Here is a 20,351-nt window from a genome sequence, read left to right as displayed (position 1 = left end):
CGCGCGCGGCGAGCGATCCATCCGGCCTTCGCACGAGGCCCGGTGGATCGCGTTCGCGGGAATGGGCGTTCAGGACCAGACGCCATTCGTGACATCGGGCGCCCCGCGCTCCCACCCAAATACACGGATCCGGACAAACCATGGGCTTCTCCACCCTCTTCATCCGCCGCCCGATCGCCACCTCGCTGCTGATGGTGGCGGTGCTGCTGCTGGGCGTGCTCGGCTACCGTCAGCTGCCGGTCTCGGCGTTGCCGGAGATCGACGCGCCGAGCCTGGTCGTGACCACGCAGTATCCGGGCGCCAGCGCCACCACCATGGCGGCGCTGGTGACCACGCCGCTGGAGCGCCAGTTCGGCCAGATCTCCGGGCTGTCGATAATGAGCTCGGATTCTTCGGCCGGGCTGTCCACGATCATCCTGCAGTTCAACATGGATCGCGACATCGACATCGCCGCACAGGACGTGCAGGCGGCGATCAGCGCGGCCAAGGGCACGCTGCCCAACAACCTGCCCTATCCGCCGGTGTACAACCGGGTGAACCCGGCCGATGCGCCGATCCTCACCCTGATGCTCACCTCCGACAGCCGGCAGCTGCGCGAGGTCAACGACCTGGCCGACTCGATCATCGCGCAGAAGCTCTCGCAGGTTCAGGGCGTGGGCCTGGTCTCGATCGCAGGCAACGTGCGTCCGGCCGTGCGCGTGCAGGTCAATCCCTCGCAGCTGTCCAACCTGGGGCTCACCCTGGAGGACGTGCGCGCCGCGCTGACCGCGGCCAACGTCAACGCGCCCAAGGGCACCCTGAACGGCGCCACGCAGAGCTACTCGATCGGCACCAACGACCAGCTCACCGATGCGGCGGCCTATGGCCAGACCATCATCAGCTACAAGGACAACGCGCCGGTGCGGCTGAAAGACGTCGCGCGCGTGGTCGACGGCGTGGAGAACGACCAGCTCGCCGCCTGGGCCAACGGCAAGCCGGCAGTGCTCCTGGACATCCGCCGTCAGCCCGGCGCCAACATCGTGCAGACGGTGCAGCAGATCCGCGCGGTGCTGCCGCAGCTGCAGGCGGTGCTGCCGGCGGACGTGCATCTGAATGTGTTCGCCGACCGCACGGTGACCATCCGCGCCTCGGTGCACGACGTGGAGTTCACGCTGATCCTGACCGTGTGCCTGGTGGTGGGGGTCATCTTCGTGTTCCTGCGCCGGCTGTGGGCCACGGTGATCCCCTCGGTGGCGGTGCCGCTGTCGCTGCTGGGCACCTTCGGCGTGATGGCCTTCACCGGCATGTCGCTGGACAACCTCTCGCTGATGGCGCTGACCGTGGCCACCGGTTTCGTGGTCGACGATGCGATCGTGATGATCGAGAACATCGTGCGCTACATCGAACAGGGCAAAAGCGGCAAGGAGGCGGCCGAGATCGGCGCCAAGGAGATCGGCTTCACGGTGCTGTCGCTGACGGTCTCGCTGATCGCCGTGTTCCTGCCGTTGCTGCTGATGCCCGGCGTCACCGGCCGCCTGTTCCACGAGTTCGCCTGGGTACTGACCATCGCGGTGGCGATCTCGATGCTGGTGTCGCTGACGCTCACGCCGATGATGTGCGCCTACCTGCTCAAGCCTGACCAGTTGCCGGAAGGCGACGACGCGCACGAGCGCCATGCCGCCGCCGGCAAGCGGGGCGTGTGGCTGCGAACGGTGGACTTCTACGGCCGCACCCTGGACTGGGTGCTCGACCATCGCCGCCTGACCATCCTGGTGGCCGGCGCCACCGTTGCGATCACGGTCATCCTCTACGTGGTGATCCCCAAGGGGCTGCTGCCGGAGCAGGACACCGGTCTGGTCACCGGCGTGGTGCAGGCGGACGAGAACATCGCCTTTCCGCAGATGGAGCAGCGGACCAAGGCAGTGGCCGACGCGCTGCACAAGGATCCGGCCGTCTCAGGCGTGGCCGCCTTCATCGGCGCCGGTTCGATCAACCCCACGCTCAACCAGGGGCAGCTTTCGATCGTGCTGAAAGATCGCAGTGACCGCGGCGGCCTGGACGAGGTGCTGCCGCGCCTGCAGCAGGCGGTCGCCAACATCCCGGGCGTGGCGCTGTACCTCAAGCCCGTGCAGGACGTGACGCTCGATACCCGCGTGGCGGCCACCGAGTACCAGTACTCGTTGTCGGAAGTGAACTCCACGGACCTGGCCAAGCGCGCGGAGCAGATGACCCAGGCGCTGCGCCAGCGTCCGGAACTGGCCGACGTGGACAACAACCTGGCCGACCAGGGCAACGCGCTCAAGCTGACCATCGACCGCGAGAAGGCCAGCCGCCTGGGCGTACCGGTGCAGACCATCGACGACACCCTGTACGACGCCTTCGGCCAGCGCCAGATCTCCACCATCTTCACGCAGCTGAACCAGTACCGCGTGGTGCTGGAAGTAGCGCCGGAGTTCCGCTCCAGTCGCGACCTGCTCAACAAGCTCACCGTGCGCGGCAACGGCAACGGCGCATTGACCGGCTCGACCGCAACCAGCTTCGGCCAGTTGACCTCGGCCAACTCGGCGACGCCCGCGGGGATAGGCAATACCGGCAACGTCGGCTTCCAGGTCGGCGCCGGCGGCACCATCCCGGTCGCCTCGCTGGCCACCGCCGAAGTCACCGCCTCGCCGCTGGTGGTGAGCCACCAGCAACAGCTGCCGGCGGTGACGCTGTCGTTCAACCTGGCGCCGGGCTATTCGCTGTCGCAGGCGGTCGAGGCGATCCATGAAGTGGAGGCGCAGCTGAACTTCCCGCCGCAGGTGCGCGGCGAATTCATCGGCAAGGCGGCCGAGTTCAACAACTCCTTGGGCGACGAGGTCCTGTTGCTGCTCGCCGCGATCGTGGTGATCTACATCGTGCTGGGCGTGCTCTACGAGAGCTACATCCATCCGCTGACGATCATCTCGACCTTGCCGCCGGCCGGCGTGGGCGCGCTGCTGGCGCTGATCCTCTGCGGCATGAGCCTGTCGGTGGACGGCATCGTGGGCATCGTGCTGCTGATCGGCATCGTAAAGAAGAACGCGATCATGATGATCGACTTCGCGATCGAGGCGCAGCGCGACGGGCTCAATGCCCGCGACGCGATCCGCCGCGCCTGCCTCTTGCGCTTCCGCCCGATCATGATGACCACCGCCGCGGCCATGCTGGGCGCCTTGCCGCTGGCGCTGGGCAACGGCATCGGCGCGGAGCTGCGCCGGCCGCTGGGCGTGTCCATCGTCGGCGGCCTGCTGCTCTCGCAGCTGGTGACGCTGTACACCACGCCGGTGATCTACCTCTACATGGAGCGCTTCTCCGACTGGCTGCGGCTGCGGCGCGAGCGGCGGGCGCTGGAGCGGGCCCAGGCCGACGCGCGGGCGGTGTGATTCGCTCTGCTCCTGCCGAAAGGGCCGGGGCGGCTGCCTGCGTGGTGCGCCGCTATTGCTCCCTCTCCCCTCCGGGGAGAGGGTTGGGGTGAGGGGCGGGACTCGCGGGGCGCTCGAGGTGAAGGCCTTTTCTTCGGTCGTGGCCTTCCCGCGACTTGGCTCGCCTGCGGCGGGCTTCCGATCGCCTGCCGGCGCTCGGGTCACTTTTCTTTGCTGGCCCAAGGAAAAGTAACCAAAAGAAACGGCCTGGCTAAGCCCGGGGCGAGAAAAGAGCTAGGTGCCAGCTCGCCTTGTCGACCAAGTCTCTTGCTCATAGAGGAGCTGCAGCCGCTTTACCGCGGGTGCTCGGGAGTTGAGGTGAGAAGGCGGCGGGTTCGTGGGCGCTCAGCGCGGTGGGTAATTCACCCGCTATGCGGCTCAACCGATTTGGCCGATGCGCGTTAGCACGGCGATGCCGCGTATCCTGTCCTCTTTTGCCCGCCACGCCGTCGCATGAACATCTCCGGCCCCTTCATCCGCCGCCCGATCGGCACCTCGCTGCTGGCGGCGGGCGTGCTCATCGCCGGCATCATCTGCTACGCGCTGCTGGGCGTGGCGGCGTTGCCGCAGATGCAGTTCCCGGTGATCTTTGTGCAGGCGCAGGAGGCCGGCGCCGATGCCAGCACCATGGCCTCCACGGTAGCCGCGCCGCTGGAGCGCCACCTGGGCCAGGTGCCGGGCATCGACACCATGCGGTCGCGCAGTTCGGAGGGCAGCGCCTCGGTGTTCCTCATGTTCCGCGGCGGCACCGACCTGGATGCCGCGGCGCGCGACGTGCAGGCGGCGATCAATGCGGCCGCGCCGGACCTGCCGCCGGGGCTGAACAGCCCGCCGAGCTACCAGAAGGCCAATCCCAACGACGATCCGATCATCGCCTTCGCGTTGACCTCCGACACGCAGTCGGCGGCCGACCTGTACAACGCGGCCGACAGCCTGCTGGCGCAACGGCTGCGCCAGCTGCCGGGCGTGTCCTCGGTGGAGATCGCCGGCGCGGCCACGCCGGCAATCCGGGTGGACGTGGACCTGCATGCGCTCAACGCCATGGGCCTGTCGCCCGACCAGCTGCGCAACGCGCTGACCGCGGCCAACGTCACTTCGCCCCAGGGCTTCCTGTCCAACGGCAGGACGAACATGGCGATCACCGCCAACGACCAGCTGCACTCCGCCGAGGATTTCGCCGGGCTGGTGGTCGCGGTGCGCAATCACGTGCCGGTGCGGCTGTCGGAGGTGGCGCGCGTCTATGCAGGCCAGCAGGACGCCTTCCAGGCGGCCTGGTTCCAGGGCAAGCCGGCGGTGTTGATGTACGTCTACAGAAAGGCCGATGCCAATGTCATCGCCACCGTGGACAGCGTCAAGGCGCAGGTGCCGGCGCTGCGCGCCTATCTTTCGCCGGGCACGACGCTCACGCCGTACTTCGACGGCACGCCGACCATCCGCGCCTCGCTGCACGAGGTGCAGGCGACCTTGCTCATCTCGCTGGCGATGGTGGTGCTGACGATGGCGCTGTTCCTGCGTCGGCTCGCGCCGACGCTGATCGCCGCGCTGACCGTGCCGCTGTCGCTGGCCGGCGCGTTCGTGGTGATGTACGTGCTGGGCTACACGCTCAACAACCTCACCCTGCTGGCGCTGGTGATCGCGATCGGCTTCGTGGTGGACGATGCGATCGTGGTGATCGAGAACGTGATCCGCCATATCGACGCGGGCATGCCGCGTTTCGAGGCGGCGCTCACCGGCGCGCGCGAGATCGGCTTCACCATCGTCTCGATCACCGCCTCGCTGATCGCGGTGTTCATTCCGCTGCTGTTCGCGCCGGGCATCACCGGCATGTTCATGCACGAGTTCACGGTGACGCTGGTGGCGGCCATCGCGATGTCGGCGCTGATCTCGCTGACGCTGACGCCCTCGTTGTGCGGCTTGTTCCTGCGCGGGCACGAGACCGCGCGACCCTCGCGCCTGGGTGCGGCGCTGGACCGCCTCCACGCCGGCATGCTCGGCGCCTACACCCGCGCGCTCGACTTCGCGCTGCGCCATGCGCTGGCGCTCTCGCTGACGCCGCTGGTGCTGATCGTGGCGACCTTCTTTCTGTTCGGCATGGTCAAGTCGGGGCTGTTCCCGCCGCAGGACACCGGGCTGATCTGGGGCCGCGCCACCTCCAGCGCGACGGTTTCGTTCCAGGATGCGATGGCGCGACAGGAGCGGCTGACCCGCATGCTGCTGGCCGATCCGGACGTCAAGGCGGTCGGTTCGCGCCTGGGTACCAGCCGGCAGGGCACCGCCGGAGCGTTCAACATCGAGCTCAGGACACTGGGCGAGGGCCGGCGCGAGGACACCTTCACCGTCCTCGCACGGCTTTCGGCCAAGGCCGACCGCTACCCGGACCTCAACCTGCGCCTGCGTCCGATCCAGGACCTGCCCAGCGGCAGCGGCGGCGGTGGCAACCAGGGCGCGCAATACCAGGTTTCGCTGCAGGGCAACGACCTGCAGGAGTTGCAGACATGGCTGCCCAGGCTGGTCGAGGCGCTGAAGAAGAATCCCAAGCTCAAGGATGTCGGCAGCGACATCGACGAGGCCGGCCTGCGCCAGAACGTAGTGGTCGACCGCGACAAGGCGGCGCGCCTGGGGGTGTCCATCGGGACCATCGACGGGGCGCTCTACAACGCCTTCGGCCAGCGCCAGGTGTCGACCATCTACTCGGACATCAACCAGTACAAGGTGGTGATCAACGCGTTGCCTTCGCAGACGGCCACCCCGGCGGCGATCGACCGCATCTACGTGCGCTCGGACGCTGGCAAGATGATCCCGCTGGGTGCGCTGGCGCGCCAGGAGCCGGGCCTGGCGCCTTCGGAGGTGACGCACCAGGACCAGTACACGACGATGGACCTGTCCTTCAACCTCGCCGATGGCGTGAGCATGGGCGAGGCGATGGCGATCATCCAGCACACCGCCGAGGGCCTGCGCATGCCCGGCGACATCCGCCTCAACGTGGGCGGCGACTTCCGCCGCTTCATGGAGACTCAGAGCGGCATGGGCTGGCTGATCCTGGCGGCGATCCTCACCGTGTACATCGTGCTGGGCATGCTCTACGAGAGCCTGATCCACCCCGTCACCATCCTCTCCACGCTGCCGGCGGCGGGCGTGGGCGCGCTGCTGGCGCTGTGGCTGACCGGGACCGAACTGTCGGTGATCTCGCAGATCGCGCTGGTGCTGCTGATCGGCATCGTCAAGAAGAACGCGATCATGATGATCGACTTCGCGCTGGTGGCCGAGCGCGAGCACGGCAAGAGCCCGCTGGAAGCGGCCCGCGAGGCGTGCATCGTTCGTTTCCGGCCGATCATGATGACCACCATGGTGGCGATCCTCGCAGCGTTGCCGATCGCGATCGGGCTGGGCGAGGGCTCGGAGCTGCGCCGGCCGCTGGGCATTGCGCTGATCGGCGGCCTGCTGATCTCGCAGAGCCTAACCTTGCTCAGCACGCCGGCGCTGTACGTGATCTTCTCCTGCCTGTCAGCGCGCTGGCGGGCGTGGCGGGCCAGGCATCGACGCGGCGAAGTGGTTCAGGCCTCCTGATGCCAAGCTCCTTCTGCCTTTCGGGCGAAGAGCTTCCGATCGCCTGCGGCGCTCGGGTCACTTTCTTTGCTAAGAGCTAGGTGCCGGCTCGCCTTGGTCGGTGCGTCGCATGCTCTTAGGGGAGCTGCAGCCGCTTTACCGCGGGCGCTCGGGAGTTGAGGCAGGAAAAGCGTGTGTTTGGCCGGACGGTACGGCGCGCTTGCTCCCTCTCCCCTCCGGGGAGAGGGTTGGGGTGAGGGGCCGGGGCTTGCCGGGGACGCCAGTCAGGGTGGACGCCTCCGCTTGCTCTCCCGGATACGGGAAGAGCAAGCACGGAGTCACGCCGGGCCGAACTCCAGGGCGGCGGTGAGGTCGCCCGGGGGTGGGCCGCCAGCGGCACGCATGGCTTCCTCGCGCAGGGTCAGCCCGGGCAGTTTGCGCAGGCCGAAGCGGCGGGTCAGGAAGCGGGCGATCGAGCCGGTGTCGTAGACGGTGTGGTCGACATGGCCCTTCTTGGCGTGCGGCGACACGATGAGCGCCGGGATGCGCGAGCCCGGCCCCCAGCGGTCGCCCTTGGGCGGCGCCACGTGGTCCCACCAGCCGCCGTTCTCGTCCACGGTGATGATGATGAGCAGGCCGGGCCAGGCGGGCGATGCCTGCAGGGCCTCGACCACGGCCATGATGTGGCGGTCGCCGGCGTCCACGTCGGAATAGCCGGCGTGCATGTTGAGATCGCCCTGGGGCTTGTAGAAGCTGACTGTCGGAAGCTGGTCGGCCGCGACCGCCGCGAGGAAATGGTTGGTGGCCGCGGTCTGGCCCACGCCGGCATCGCGCAGGTGTTTGGCCCGCGCGGCGGTGCCCGGCGCATAGGCGGCGAAATAGTTGAGCGGCTGGTGGTGCGGCTGGAAATTGGGCCGCTGTGGGAACTCGCGCTGGTCGCCGTCGCCCTGGCCGTCCAGCGCGAGCTGCCAGCCGCCGGCATACCAGGCCCAGTCGACGCCGGCTTCGGAGAGCACCTCGCCGATCGTGTCGTGCTTCTGCGGCGGCACGGTGTTGGGGCTGTGCGGGTCGGCGTGGGCGGGATCGTTCGGGTCCCTGGAGAAGCCCGGCGCGTAGGGCGGGCCCATCGTGTTGACCGCCCAGAAGTCCGGTGTGAGCGTGTTCGGCGTCAGCGCCTCGGGCTTGCCCTGCATGGCGCTGGCGGGCGAGTCGTGTGCCATCTTCAGGTGGATGTCGGTGGCCTCGCCGCTGACCGTCTGCGCGATGTTGAAGCGCGCCGGGCTCGTGTCGGCATGCGGGTAGTAGGGCGGCTGTGCGGCGACGAGGTACTGGTGGTTGAGGAAGGAGCCACCGAAGGCACCCATGAAGAAGTTGTCGCACAGGGTGTACTGGCGCGCCAGCTGCCACAGGCGCAGGTTGGCCGCGTTGTCGCCGTAGTATCCCATCACCAGCGCGCCCGAGTCGCCCCAGGCGACGAAGCCGTCGTTCCTGCCGCCGTTGATCTGCAACTGGTTCTCGTAGAAGCGGTGCCACAGGTCGCGCGTGACCACGCCCTGCGGCAACGGCTCGCCGGCGCCGGTGCGCAGCGCCCAGGGCGCGTTGGGCAGGCCGGTGATGTCTTCCTGGCGCACCGTGTAGCTCTTGTGGTTGACCACCTGTTCGTGCGGCGCCACGCCGTGCCACACCGGCGGCAGTTCCTTGAGCAGCGAGCCGTCGCGGTCGCGCTGGCGGTACTGCTCGGGCTCGAGCGCGGACAGCGGCTCGGCCACGCCGGGGAAATCGGCGAACAGGTTGTTGAAGCTGCGGTTCTCCGCATAGATCACCACCACGCGCTGGATGCGCTCGCGCAGCAGGGTGTCCAGCTTCGTCGCGGCGGGCGCGGTCGCGGCGGTGGCGCTGGCGGTGTCGATGGCCGTGCCGCCCAGCGCCAGGCCGGCGCCCGCGGCGGCCAGCCCGCCGAGCAGGCGGCGGCGTTGAGGATCGGCAGGCTGGTCGTCAGTGTCGGGGGGCAGGTTGGACATCGTTCGGGCTTCCTCGCACATCGAAGCGTTGAGTATGCCGGCATCCGGAATCGGGCGATCCGCCTCAGCCTTCCATCGCCTGCGCCGCCTGCCACATCGCGCGGGTCAGCGGACGGTTGGCGTGCGGCGTCTGCAACACCACCAGCGTGGTCGTGCTGATGCTCGGGTGGATCTTCAGCAGGCGGTCGAGCACCGTCTCCAGATGCGCCACCGAGAGCGCGACCACGTGCAGCAGCGCCGAATCCTCGCCGGCCAGGCGGCGGCACTCGAGCACCTCGGACACGTCCGCCACCAGCACGCCGATGCGTGCGCACACGCCGCCGTCGCAGCGCAGCCGGATCACCGCGTCGATGGTGTAGCCCAGACGTTTTGGATCGATGACCGCGCGGTAGCCGGCGATCACGCCGGCTTCCTCAAGCCGCTTGATCCGTTCGGCCACCGCCGGCGCCGAGAGGCCGACCTGCCGGCCCAGCTCGGCATAGCCCTGGCGCGCATCCTGCTGCAGGGCCTCGAGCAGCTGCCAGTCGCGCCCATCCAGCTCGGGTTTCGATACGAAAGCCATGCGGAGGTTTCCCATTTCGTTCGATGGCGAAAGGTCGACACTTTATTCCGATCCATCATTCCCGTATCCGGTGACCGCCACTAGCATGCGCACTCCCCCGCTTGGACTTGCCCCCATGGATACCCCACGCCTGGACGGGCGGACGCTGGCCTGCATCGGCGTCGCGCTGGTCACCTGGTCGTCGGCCTATGCCGCGATCGCCTATGCGCTGCCGGCGTTCAGGCCCGGCGAAGTGGCGTTCGCGCGGCTGGCGATCGGCTCGCTGTGCTTCGCGCTGTGGCTGATCGCCAAGCGCCCGCCGTTGCCGGCGCGGCGCGACTGGCCGCAGCTGGCGCTGCTGGGCGTGATCGGGCTCACCGTCTACCACCTGGCGCTCAACTACGCCGAGACACGCATCGCCAGCGGCACCGCGGCGATCCTGATCTCGCTGGTGCCGGCGGCGACCGCGGCACTGTCGGCGCTGTGGCTGCGCGAACGCCTGCCGCTGCGCACGCTCTGCGGCCTCGGCGTGGCGCTGGTGGGCGTGGTGACGGTGGTGCTGGCCAGCGGCAAGCAGGTGAGGTTCGAGCCGATGGCGGCGCTGGTGCTGGTCAGCGTGGCCGCATCGGCGATCTATTTCGTTGGGCAGAAGCCGCTGTTTGCGCGATCGAGCGTGTTCGGCGTCACCGCCTTCACCTTCTTCGCCGGCACGCTGGGTGCGCTGCCGTTCGCCACGCACCTGCCGCAGGCGCTGGCCGCGGCGGCTTGGCCGCGCATCGGCGCGCTGCTGTGGCTGGGATTGGCGCCGACCTTCGTCGGCTACATCGCCTGGAACGTCGCCATCCACCGCAGCTCGGCTTCGCAGGTGTCCAGCTTCATCTACTTCTCGCCGCCGATCGCGGTGTTGATCGGCTGGGTCTGGCTGGGCGAGCGGCCGGGGCTTCTGACCCTGGTCGGCGGCACGGTGACGGTCGGCGGCGTCATACTGTCCAATACAAGCGGGCGCAGGGCGCCTGCGCGGCCGGAAGCGGCACGTGGGACCAAAGGCTATGAGCACGGCTGAGGCGGACATCGTCGACTTGCAGGCGCTGGCGCGGGCACTGCCCGCGTGGCGCTCGCGGCAGCTCGGCCGGATCGGCTCGGCCAGGCTCAAGCTGCTGCGCATGGACGAGGCATCTTACGTCGAGGAAGTGCACGATTTCACCGAGGCGCTGCTCGTGCTGGACGACGTCCTGCGGCTGCACATCGATGGCGTGCCGCGGGTGCTGGGTGCCGGCCAGCTGTGCCTGGTGCCCGCCGGCGTCCCCCATGCGGTCGACGAAGGCAGCGCCGGCGCCTTGCTGATCCTGGATACCTGAAAGGAGATCCGTCGTGTACCAGCTCTACATCGGCAACAAGAATTATTCATCGTGGTCGCTGCGGCCGTGGCTGTTGATGGTCGAGCGCGGGATTCCCTTCGACGAGCGCCTGGTCGCGTTGCAGGAGGGTTCGAGCTGGGACGCGTTCCGCAGCTTTTCGCCCAATGGCAAGGTGCCGTGCCTCAACGATGGCGGCACGGTGGTGTGGGATTCGCTGGCGATCGTGGAGTACCTGGCTGAACGCCATCCCGGCGTGTGGCCGGTCGATGCGGCGGCACGCGCCTGGGCGCGCTGCGCCGCGGCGGAAATGCACTCGGGCTTTGCCGCGCTGCGCGGCACCTGCCCGATGGATTGCGCCATCCGCGTGCAGCTGCACGGCATCGACGCGCCACTGCAGCGCGATCTGTCCCGCCTGGCCGAATTGTGGAACGAAGGCCTCGCGCGGTTCGGCGGACCGTTCCTGGCCGGCGCCGCCTTCAGCGCGGTGGACGCCTTCTTCGCGCCGGTCGCCTGGCGCATCCTGAGCTACGGCCTGCCGCTGGACGATGTCTCGCTTGCCTACGCGCAGCGCCTGCGCGAGCTGCCCGGCATGCAGCGCTGGTACGCCGCCGCGCTGGCCGAGAGCGCGCGCCTGAGCGATACCGAGCACACCGCGCGCCGCGTGGGCACGGTGCAGGCGGACCTGCGTACTACGGCCTGAGGCTCAGGCCAGCCGTTGGATGCGGACGACCTTCGAATCGTCCGCGTGTTCCAGCAGCAACCGACGTACACGGTCCTGCCAAAGCCGCCCGAAAGCCTCCCGCAGCTTCGCCGAGGCGCCGGGTGCGAGCGCCTCGGCCATGCATTCGCGCAAGTCCTGCGCGGGGGGCACCCGGGCAAGGTCCAGTTCGATCTGCACCGCCGTGCCGATGTCGCGCCGGGCGAAGCGCACGCCCGCGCCGCCCGCCGCATAGCGCAACAGGCCCTGGCGCACGAAGCGACCGCCGATGCCGTGGAAGCCGTTGCCGGCGGCCGCACCGGTGATCAGCGTGAGCACCTGTGCGATCACGCCGGTGGTGCCTTCGTGTTCCGGCGCGCCCATTCGCACCGATACGCCGCCGCGTTCGGCCGGTTCGTCCGGATAGAGCGCGCGCAGCGCCGCGCGCGCCATCAGCCAGGCGCCGGCGACCATGGGCAGGAATGCCCCGCCAGCCGCACCGCGTCGGCGTAGCGGTAGACCAGCAGGCCATCCTCGGCCGCGCCCAGCAGGGCGGCCAGTGGGTCACGCACGCCGATGCACGGCGCCTGGTCGAAGAACGCGGGGAAGGTCATGGCCTACTCGTTGGGCATGCCGATGATGCCGAAGTCCACCACCACCGCGCCGGGGCCGCGCTCGCGGTAGCCGATCGTCAGGTGCTCGCCGAAGCGCTCGCGCAGCTGCGCCAGCAGCGGCAGCGGATCGTGGTCGTTGATGAAGCGCATGGTCTCGCCCGAGCGCAGCGCGCCGAGCGCACCGAAGATGGCGGAGTGGCGGAAGCGGCGGGCGATGCCGCGCGCATCGAAGATGTGCACGTTTTCTTCGGGATTGAGGTCCGGGTGCATGAGGGTGGCTCCGTGGAAGTGGCGCCACCCTACGGCCGTCCAAGCCGGCCGCCCATGACCTGGGTCAGCTGTGCCCTCAGCCGGCCGTCTGCGCGGCCATGCGCCGCAAGGCGCGGCGCCTGCCGATGGCGGCATAGGCGCGCGCCAGCAGCGGGATGGACAGCAGGAAGAAGTTGTTGTTGCCGGGCATGTGCGGCGCCGCCAGCAACGCCACCGCCGCCGCCGTAGGCAGCGTCAGTGCGCGCCAGCGCAGCGCGTTGATCTCTTCCGGGACCACCTCCGCGCGTGTCCGACCGGGTCCGAGCGCGATCCGGAACAGCAGCAGCTGCAGCAGGCCGGCCGCGAGCAGGGTGGCGGAGTAGAACACCTCCGGCACGCGCGCCAACGGGCTCGAGCTCATCAGCGCCGTGGCGAAGGGCATGAAGGCCACCACCATCAGCAGCAGCATGTTGGGCCACATCAGCCTGGGCTCGAACCCGTCCAGCACGCCGAACAACCGGTGGTGCGCCACCCACAGCGCGCCGATGGTGAGGAAGCTCAGCATGAAACCCATGAAGCTGGGCACCAGGTGCGCCAGCGCGGCCAGGTAGGCGGCGTCCTCCAGCGTGTCCAGGCGCGGCACATGCACCTCGATCACCAGCAGCGTGATCGCGATGGCGAACACCGCGTCGGAAAACGCCTTGAGCCGTTCGAGCTGCGCGGGTCCCTGGTTCATGGGTTGCCTTTGGTCAGAGCTTGTAGGCCTTGTGGATCGCCACGATGCCGTTGCTCAGGTTGCGCACTTCCACACGGCCGAAGCCGGCCGCCTCCATCATGCCCTTGAGTGTGGCCTGGTCCGGATGCTTGCGGATCGATTCGGCCAGGTACTGGTAGCTGTCCCCGTCGCCGGCGAACAGCCGGCCGAGCCGGGGCAGCACCTTGAACGAATGGAAGTCGTAGAGCCGGCCGAACAGCTCGCTCTGCACGCGCGAGAATTCCAGCACCAGCGCGCGGCCGCCCGGCTTGAGCACGCGGCAGATGTCGGCCAGCGCCTTGTCCTTGTCGGTGACGTTGCGCAGGCCGAAGGCCATCGTCACCGCGTCGAAGCTTGCGTCGGGAAAGGGCAGGCATTCTGCGTTGAGCTGCGCCCAGCGCAGGCCCGAGACCAGGCCGCGGTCGGTCATCCGGTCGCGCCCCACGCCGAGCATGGCGGCGTTTATGTCGCCGACCACCACCTCGCCCTCGGCGCCGACCACGGGCTTGAGCAAGGCGGCGATGTCGCCGGTGCCGCCCGCCAGGTCCAGCACGCGGTCGCCGGCGCGTACGCCGCTGATCGCCACGAAATGGCGCTTCCAAAGGCGGTGGACGCCGAACGACATCAGGTCGTTCATCAGGTCGTAGTTGCGGGCGACCGAGGTGAACACCTCGCCGACCAGTTTCTGCTTGTCGCCCACTGGCACGTCGCGGAAGCCGAAGTGGGTGGTCTGTGGCTGCTCGTTCATGGCGGGCAATGCTACAGGATGCGGATCGCCCGCTCGCCGTTCGGCTTCTGCTTGCGCGGCCGCGCTCCTTCCGGCGGCGGAGCGTGCAGCGTGGATTACGGACTCACGGCAGGGTCGGCTTGCCGCCCTGCTTGTAGACGGTGCCACCCTTCATCACGAAGCTCACCCTTTGCATTGCGGTGATGTCCTGCAGCGGATCGCCCGGCACGGCAATGACATCGGCGGAGCGGCCGGGCTGGATCTGGCCCAGCTGGTCGGCCTTGTGCAGCAGTTCGGCCGCGTGCGTGGTGGCCGCCTGCAGCACGTACATCGGCGGCATGCCGGCCTGAACCATATATTCGAATTCCTTCGCGTTCTGCCCGTGCGGGTACACCGACGCGTCGGTGCCGAAGGCGATCTTCACACCAGCCTTGTAGGCGCGGCCGGCGGTGGCCTGGATGATCGGGCCGACCTGGCGCGCCTTGGCGGCCACCTGCGGCGGGTAGTAGCCGGGCTTGCCCGCCATCTGCTCGACATACTTGCCGGCGATGATGGTGGGTACGTACCAGGTGCCGCGTTCCTTCATGAGCTTCATGTCGGCGTCGTCCATGAAGGTGCCGTGCTCGATCGAATCGACGCCGGCCAGCACCGCGCGGCGGATCGCCTCGGCGCCGTGCGCGTGGGCTGCGACGGTGAAGCCGTAGTCGTGCGCGGCGGCGACCACGGCCTTGATCTCCTCGAGCGTCATCTGGGGGTTGTCGGCGCTGGCGCTTTCGTCCAGCACGCCGCCGGAGGGCATGATCTTGATCAGGTCCACGCCGTCCTTGTAGTGCTGGCGCACGGCCTTCCAGGCATCGGCGGGGCTGTTGATGATGCCGTCCTTGGGGCCCGGATCGCCGGCCAGGTCCTGGCGGTAGCCGTCGGTGGGATCGGCATGGCCCCCGGTGGAACCGATCGGCACGCCGGCGGTGAAGATGCGCGGGCCGGGCACGATGCCTGCGTTGATCGCGTTGCGCAGGGCGATCGATTCGTTGGCGTTGTCGCCGAGGTTGCGCACGGCGGTGAAGCCGGCCAGCAGGGTGCGCCGGGCGTAGACCGTCGAGCGGATCGCGTAATCGGCGGTGTTCCAGCGGAACTGGTCGGTGTAGCCGGTGGGGCTGGTCTCGGAGGTCAGGTGGGTGTGCGCGTCGATCAGGCCGGGCAGGCAGGTCTGGCCGGCCAGCTCCAGCACTTGCCCGTCGCCGCCGGCAGGCGCGCCGGCATGGATCGCCTGGATGCGTCCCTCCCGGACCACCACGGTCGTCTCGCCCAGCAGCTTGCCTGCTGCCGGGTCGAGCAGGTGGGCGCAGTGCAGCGCGGTGGCGGCCTGCACCGGCGGATCGCCGGCAAGCACGGGAGCGGTCGCCAGCAGGGCGGCCAGGACGAGCGCAGAGCGTAGCGGCATGACGGCCTCCTCGGCGGGAACGGCCATCATAGGCGGCTGCTCGGGCCGGCCGGTAGTCTGACCGGGAGGCCCGCCAGGCTCCCCTGGGGTGAAAGCAGCTACGCGTCCCGGGGCGGTTCGTGAGCGTGCTCGTGCTGCTCGGTCACGACGTGGCGCCGGTGCAGGTCTTCACTGCCGCTGTCCTCGGGCACGTGCGGCGCCGGCCTGAGGGGCGCGGCGTCCATGTCGCCGTCCACACCGGTGATCTTGAGGATCGAGTGGCGCACCTCGCGTGCCAGGATCACCCGCGCGTCGCGCACCATGTCCTCCAGCGCGCGGTCGTAGTCGAGCTTGCCGGCGTCATCCGTCCACACGATCTTCTGTTCCCGCAGCTTCTGGATGAAGCCGCGGAACAGAGCCTTGTCGAAGAATTCCGGCGCGGACTGCTCGTTGAGCAGCGACAGCCGCTGCGCGGTGAGCGCGCAGGCGTTCTCCAGCTCCGCCGCGGTGGTCGTGTGCGGGCCGTTCTTGGCCAGTGCGGCGATGGTGATGTAGTAGCGCTCGAAGGCCTGGATCAGGCTGCGCGCGATGGTCTTCATCTGGAAGGCCGCGTCATCCTGGCCCGGCCCGCGCTCGAGCACGCGGCCGTCGGCGGAAGCTTCCAGCAGGCCGCGGCTGACGAAGAAGTCGATCGTGCCCTGCATCTGCGTCACGAAGCCCTCCGTATCCCACGGCAGGAACAGCTCGCCCTGGATGAACGGGTAGATGATGCGGCCCAGCCTGACCACCGAGGCGCGCGTCATGCGCCGGTTGTTCAAGAAACAGCAGGACACCCACGCGGCGGTGGCGGTCAGGTGCAGCACGTTGTTTCGGAAATACGACAACAGCACCGCCGGTTCGTCGTCGGCCACCAGCACGTCGCCCAGCGGATGGCGCACGCGGCGGATCCAGCCCATCTGCTCGCCGTAGGCGACGATCGCCGACGGGTCCATCGGCGTCAGCGTGACGCGGTCGGAATAGGGCATCTGCGTGAGCAGCGCGCGCATCAGCTCCAGCTGCGCCAGCAGGTCGCTCTCGGCCATCGCGTGCTTGGGGGTCGCCAGCAGCGCCAGCGCCAGCAGGTTGATCGGGTTGACGTCGGCGGCGCGGTTGATGTTGACCTGGATGCGCTCGGCCAGGTCGTCCACCACGCGGTTGAGCCACTCGGGCTTGGCGTCCGGATCCGCCGCGGCGGCGCGCCAGTCGGCACTGGCCGCATCCAGCAGCGGGGTCAGCTCGATCGGCTCGCCGAAGTTGAGCGCCACGTGGCCGTAGCGCTGGCGCAGCACCTTCAGCCCCTTGAGCAGGCCGACGAGGGATTCCTTCTCCTTCGGCTTGCCGGTGAGCTCGCCGATGTAGCTCTTGCCCTCCATCAGCTTTTCGTAACCGATGTAGACCGGCTGGAACAGCACCGGGCGGCGCGGTGCACGCAGGAAGGCGCGCACGGTCATCACCAGCATGCCGGCGCGCGGCGCCAGCAGGCGGCCGGTGCGCGAGCGGCCGCCTTCGATGAAGTACTCCATCGGCACGCCACGGTCGATCAGCTGCGCCACGTATTCGTTGAATATCACCGAATAGAGCGCATTGCCCTTGAAGCTGCGGCGCAGGAAGAACGCGCCGCCGCGGCGCAGGATGGGACCGATCACCGGCAGGTTGAGGTTCACGCCCGCGGCGATGTGCGGCACCACTACGCCGGACATGTGCAGCTGGTAGGACAGCAGCAGGTAGTCGGCATGGCTGCGGTGGCTGGGCACGTAGACCACTTCGTAGCCGGGCGCCGCGGCGCGGGCCTTGTCGAAGTGGTGCATGGCGATACCGTCGTACAGCTTGTTCCAGAAGTTCGACAGCAGGAACGACACCGAGCGCACCACCGGGTGCGAATAGTCGGCGGCGATTTCCATCACCAGCTTGTGCGCGCGGCGCCAGGCCTTGGCGTGGGAAATGTGCTCCTTGGCCGCGGTGGCGCCGATCGCGGCGCGCACCGGCTCGGCGTTGAGCACCGCATCGGCCATGGTGCGCCGGTGCGACAGGTCTGGCCCGATCACCGCCGCGCGGATGCGGCGGAAGTGCGTGCGCAACACCCGCGCGATCTTGCGTACGAAGCGGTCCGGCTCGGCCTGCCCGGCTTCGTCCAGCACCGCGCGCAGGGATACCGGCGCGGAGAAGTGCACCACCGTGTCACGGCCGTTGAGCAGCAGCGCCAGCAGGCGGCGGAAGCGGCCGACCATCACCCAGTTCTCGGAGAACAGCACGCGGAACCAGCCGGCGTCGCGGCTGGGTGCGCGGCCGACGTAGATCGACACCGGCACGATCTGGATGTCGTGTCCGGGCTGGCCTTCCAGCGAGCGCACCAGCTGCGCCAGCGATTCATTGGGCGAACGCTGGCGGTTGCGGCCCAGCAGCCAGCCGTCGCGACGCGCTAGGGCGAACACCGAACGCTTGCGGCGGGTGCCGGCCAGCGGCTGCATCGGCGGTGGCAGGCCGGCCTCGCGACAGGCGCGCTCCAGGATCAGCGCGTCGGAGAAGCCGTCGCGCTCGATCACGTAGCACACCGGCGCGCCCGTCTTGAGCAGGCTGGCCGGTTCGGCCGGGTCGCGCCGGATGCGCACCCAGGGTTCGAGCAATTGGCCGGCCAGGCCGAACCACCAGGGTGCGCGGCTGCGGGTCGGATAATCCGCGGTCATGTTCTGCATCGGCCGATTGTAGCCGGTGGCTCGTAAAGGACGCCCGGGTGCTCAGCGTGGCGCCGAGGCCACCGCAGGCGCGCTGGCGCCGGCCGGCGGGGTGGCGAGGTGCTGGTGGGCGCGGCGCACGGCCTGCAGCAGGTCCTGGTCGTACCAGCGGCCGTCCTTGAGCACCAGCGTCGATTCCATCGATAGCGGCTGGTCCAGCAGACGGTATTCGATGCGCACGCGCGCGTAGGGCGGGTGGTAGTCCAGCGGCACCACGCGCGCCGAGTCCAGCGCCTGGTCGAGCGCAAGCCCGTAGATCGCCAGCACCTGCTTGAGGCCCTCGAACGCGGTGGCGTAGCTGCGCATGGCCTGGTCGAAATCCATCGCGCGCAGTTGCTGCGCGTCGTGCAGGTCGAGTCTTGCGCGCGGTGGCGACAACCACGCCGACCGCCCGGCGAGCCCTGGCCGGATCGAACCAGGGTGCCTGCTGCGCCCATGGACCGAGCGCATCCAGCAACGCCGTGGCGTGATGCTTCTGGGCGTCGCCAAGATGAGGGTTGCCGGCGATCGCCTTGGCCCCGAGCGCGCGGCCGATGCCCACCAGTAAAGGCAACTGGTCGCCGTAGCGAGCCTGCGTGTCGGCAAGCCAGGGCTGCAGGCGCGCGTCGAGCGCCGCCTCGGCGTCCGGCGCGGCGAGCTGACGCAGGGCCGCATCGATGCGCTCGCGGTCGGCCTTATTCATCGGTGCCTCGCCGGCGCGCAGCTTTCCCCAGTCCGCGCGCAGCAGGGCGTAGTCGTGCGGCGGCAGGGCGTGGCGCCAGAAGCCGGCGAAATCGTCCGCGCGGATCAGCGCGATCGACTCGCGCACCGCCGCCTCGGGGGACGGGCCGCCGGAGGCGGTGGCCACGTCGTGCGAATGGCAGGCGGCCAGGGCCAGCAGGCCAAACAACAGCATCAGGCGGCGTAGCGGCGTCAGGCGCATGGAACTCTCGTCGGTGCGGAGGTGGCGCGGGCGAACGGGCAAGGTGTGTGGGCGGTCGCGCCAGCGGCAAGCCGTCGGGCGACGGGGCCGCCGGTGGAAACACGGCGCGCGTCTGCACCCCTTCGGGCAAGAAAAACCCCGCGGGCCTGGAGCCGCGCGGGGGAATCCGGCCGAGCCGGAAGGGAAATGGCCTTGCCCGCGGTTTGGAGGTCAGCAGGTTTCGGCGGGAGAGAGCTTAATGGCTCTTGGAACCTAAGGCAATACTTGATATTTAGACTAGCAAGTGACTGATTTTAATCAACACGCAGGACGTCTAGCTTCGCCTTGCGGCGTACGTCGCGGGGCGCCCGCCAGTCGTTGTCGAACAGCGCCGGCTCCCAACTGCCGTAGGTGGGGTTGGGCAGGACGAACCAGCGCACCCCGATCCAGTCCAGGTAAGGCTGGACCATCTGGCGGCGGGCCGCCGGCGTGTTGGGCAGCACGTCCACGAAATCGCCCAGTTGGTCGCCGAACTGCATCAGCACGCGATGGTGGCGGGCGACCAGCTGGCGCCGGCAGCCCTTCTCCGAGCCCACCTGTTCGCAGCCCTCGACTAAGGTGCCCAGCCCCAGGAACGACTGCGGGCCGGCCACCGGCAGGCCCGCAGCGCGCAGGTTGGCGAGGGTCGCCTGGTCCAGGTCCTTGGCGCGGTTGGACAGGTAGATCACCTCTACCCCATGCTGCACGGCGAAGCGGGTGAAGGCGACCACCCCGGGCAGCGCACGCGCGCGGCCCTCCTTGCACCAGGCGGCCCAGTCCGCCTCGTTGAATTCGCCACCACCGCGCACCAGGCGGGCCTGGTAGGGCGAGTTGTCCAGCACGGTTTCGTCGATGTCCAGCAGCACCGCCGGCCTGAGACCCTTGGCCGGCACCACGCGGTCGGCCCTGGACAAGGCATCCCAGTCCGGATCGGCCAGCGCGGCAAGCAGGCGGGCCTGGGCGTCGCGGTAGGTCTGCAGGTAGATGAGGTCGTGTTCGACGGCCGTCTGGGCCCAGGCGACGGCGTTGAGGTTGTCGTCCGCGGCCACCGTGTGGGCCGCGGGCGCAGGCGGCGGAAGCCGGGGCGGCTGCGCCGCGCAACCGGCGAGCAGGGTGAGGGCGGCCGCGAGGGGCAGGCGCAATGGCATGGTGTTCCTCAGGATTGAGGGCGTCCGACAGGATCAAGCCAGTTTACGACAGGCCAGTGGCAAGGCCGGGCGGGTTGCCGTCCGGCTGGCGAACGGCGTGACCTGCTGCGAGACTGGGCTCCCGTGCTTTCCCCCGAGCT

The 20,351-nt window shown here is 69.1% G+C and carries 16 protein-coding genes; 5 read left to right on the top strand and 11 right to left on the bottom strand.

Annotation, left to right across the window (positions count from 1 at the left end; genetic code table 11):
• Positions 1-140 precede the first annotated feature (140 nt).
• Together VGU65_RS10145 and VGU65_RS10140 are read left to right on the top strand one after the other, a co-directional pair.
• The gene (locus tag VGU65_RS10145) at positions 141-3,383 is read left to right on the top strand and encodes an efflux RND transporter permease subunit (protein ID WP_327475330.1); all 3,243 of its coding nucleotides are present in this window, start codon (positions 141-143) and stop codon (positions 3,381-3,383) included.
• A 492-nt stretch (positions 3,384-3,875) separates the two neighbouring features.
• The gene (locus VGU65_RS10140; protein WP_327475328.1) at positions 3,876-6,989 is read left to right on the top strand and encodes an efflux RND transporter permease subunit; all 3,114 of its coding nucleotides are present in this window, start codon (positions 3,876-3,878) and stop codon (positions 6,987-6,989) included.
• 317 nt (positions 6,990-7,306) lie between these two features.
• On the opposite strand, the gene acpA is transcribed toward VGU65_RS10140, so the two are convergent.
• Together acpA and VGU65_RS10130 are read right to left on the bottom strand one after the other, a co-directional pair.
• The gene (gene acpA / locus VGU65_RS10135) at positions 7,307-8,989 is read right to left on the bottom strand and encodes an acid phosphatase (RefSeq protein WP_327475326.1); all 1,683 of its coding nucleotides are present in this window, start codon (positions 8,987-8,989) and stop codon (positions 7,307-7,309) included.
• A 64-nt stretch (positions 8,990-9,053) separates the two neighbouring features.
• The gene (locus VGU65_RS10130; RefSeq protein WP_327475325.1) at positions 9,054-9,551 is read right to left on the bottom strand and encodes an Lrp/AsnC family transcriptional regulator; all 498 of its coding nucleotides are present in this window, start codon (positions 9,549-9,551) and stop codon (positions 9,054-9,056) included.
• Between the two features lie 115 nt (positions 9,552-9,666).
• Here VGU65_RS10130 and VGU65_RS10125 point away from each other — a divergent pair, with 115 nt between their 5' ends.
• From VGU65_RS10125 to VGU65_RS10115, 3 genes are read left to right on the top strand one after another with little or no spacing between them, the layout of a single operon-like run.
• On the top strand, positions 9,667-10,593 hold the full coding sequence (locus VGU65_RS10125) for a DMT family transporter (protein ID WP_327475323.1): 927 nt from the start codon (positions 9,667-9,669) through the stop codon (positions 10,591-10,593).
• Positions 10,580-10,888 (top strand): cupin domain-containing protein, encoded by a 309-nt coding sequence (locus VGU65_RS10120; protein ID WP_327475321.1) that lies wholly within the window; start codon positions 10,580-10,582, stop codon positions 10,886-10,888. The genes VGU65_RS10125 and VGU65_RS10120 overlap by 14 nt, the downstream gene beginning before the upstream one ends.
• Positions 10,889-10,901: 13 nt before the next feature.
• Positions 10,902-11,588, top strand: coding sequence for a glutathione S-transferase family protein (locus tag VGU65_RS10115; RefSeq protein ID WP_327475319.1), 687 nt, complete (start codon positions 10,902-10,904; stop codon positions 11,586-11,588).
• Between the two features lie 3 nt (positions 11,589-11,591).
• On the opposite strand, the gene VGU65_RS10110 is transcribed toward VGU65_RS10115, so the two are convergent.
• The 9 genes from VGU65_RS10110 to VGU65_RS10070 all read right to left on the bottom strand — a co-directional run bounded on the left by VGU65_RS10110 (position 11,592) and on the right by VGU65_RS10070 (position 20,211).
• A complete protein-coding gene (locus VGU65_RS10110) occupies positions 11,592-12,059 on the bottom strand; it encodes a hypothetical protein (protein ID WP_327475317.1) in 468 nt (155 codons plus the stop codon).
• Positions 12,038-12,199 carry a hypothetical protein gene (locus VGU65_RS10105; protein WP_327475315.1) on the bottom strand — a complete coding sequence of 54 codons (162 nt, stop codon included), beginning with the start codon at positions 12,197-12,199 and terminating at the stop codon, positions 12,038-12,040. The genes VGU65_RS10110 and VGU65_RS10105 overlap by 22 nt, the downstream gene beginning before the upstream one ends.
• Before the next feature lie 3 nt (positions 12,200-12,202).
• The gene (locus tag VGU65_RS10100; RefSeq protein WP_327475313.1) at positions 12,203-12,469 is read right to left on the bottom strand and encodes a DUF2249 domain-containing protein; all 267 of its coding nucleotides are present in this window, start codon (positions 12,467-12,469) and stop codon (positions 12,203-12,205) included.
• A 76-nt stretch (positions 12,470-12,545) separates the two neighbouring features.
• The gene (locus tag VGU65_RS10095) at positions 12,546-13,184 is read right to left on the bottom strand and encodes a TMEM175 family protein (protein WP_327475311.1); all 639 of its coding nucleotides are present in this window, start codon (positions 13,182-13,184) and stop codon (positions 12,546-12,548) included.
• A gap of 13 nt (positions 13,185-13,197) precedes the next feature.
• Positions 13,198-13,950: a bifunctional demethylmenaquinone methyltransferase/2-methoxy-6-polyprenyl-1,4-benzoquinol methylase UbiE gene (gene ubiE, locus VGU65_RS10090; RefSeq protein ID WP_327475309.1), complete on the bottom strand. Its 753-nt coding sequence runs from the start codon at positions 13,948-13,950 to the stop codon at positions 13,198-13,200.
• A 103-nt stretch (positions 13,951-14,053) separates the two neighbouring features.
• The gene (locus VGU65_RS10085; protein WP_327475307.1) at positions 14,054-15,373 is read right to left on the bottom strand and encodes a metal-dependent hydrolase family protein; all 1,320 of its coding nucleotides are present in this window, start codon (positions 15,371-15,373) and stop codon (positions 14,054-14,056) included.
• 98 nt (positions 15,374-15,471) lie between these two features.
• On the bottom strand, positions 15,472-18,084 hold the full coding sequence (gene plsB / locus VGU65_RS10080; protein ID WP_327475305.1) for a glycerol-3-phosphate 1-O-acyltransferase PlsB: 2,613 nt from the start codon (positions 18,082-18,084) through the stop codon (positions 15,472-15,474).
• Between the two features lie 42 nt (positions 18,085-18,126).
• Positions 18,127-18,501, bottom strand: coding sequence for a hypothetical protein (locus VGU65_RS10075; RefSeq protein WP_327475303.1), 375 nt, complete (start codon positions 18,499-18,501; stop codon positions 18,127-18,129).
• Between the two features lie 837 nt (positions 18,502-19,338).
• Entirely contained in the window at positions 19,339-20,211 is an 873-nt protein-coding gene (locus VGU65_RS10070; RefSeq protein WP_327475301.1) for an HAD family acid phosphatase, read from the bottom strand.
• Between the last annotated feature and the right edge of the window lie 140 nt (positions 20,212-20,351).

Origin of the sequence: Frateuria sp., assembly GCF_035943815.1 — a bacterium.
Taxonomy (GTDB): Bacteria; Pseudomonadota; Gammaproteobacteria; order Xanthomonadales; family Rhodanobacteraceae; genus Frateuria_A.
This window is presented reverse-complemented; position numbering and strand designations above follow the sequence as displayed.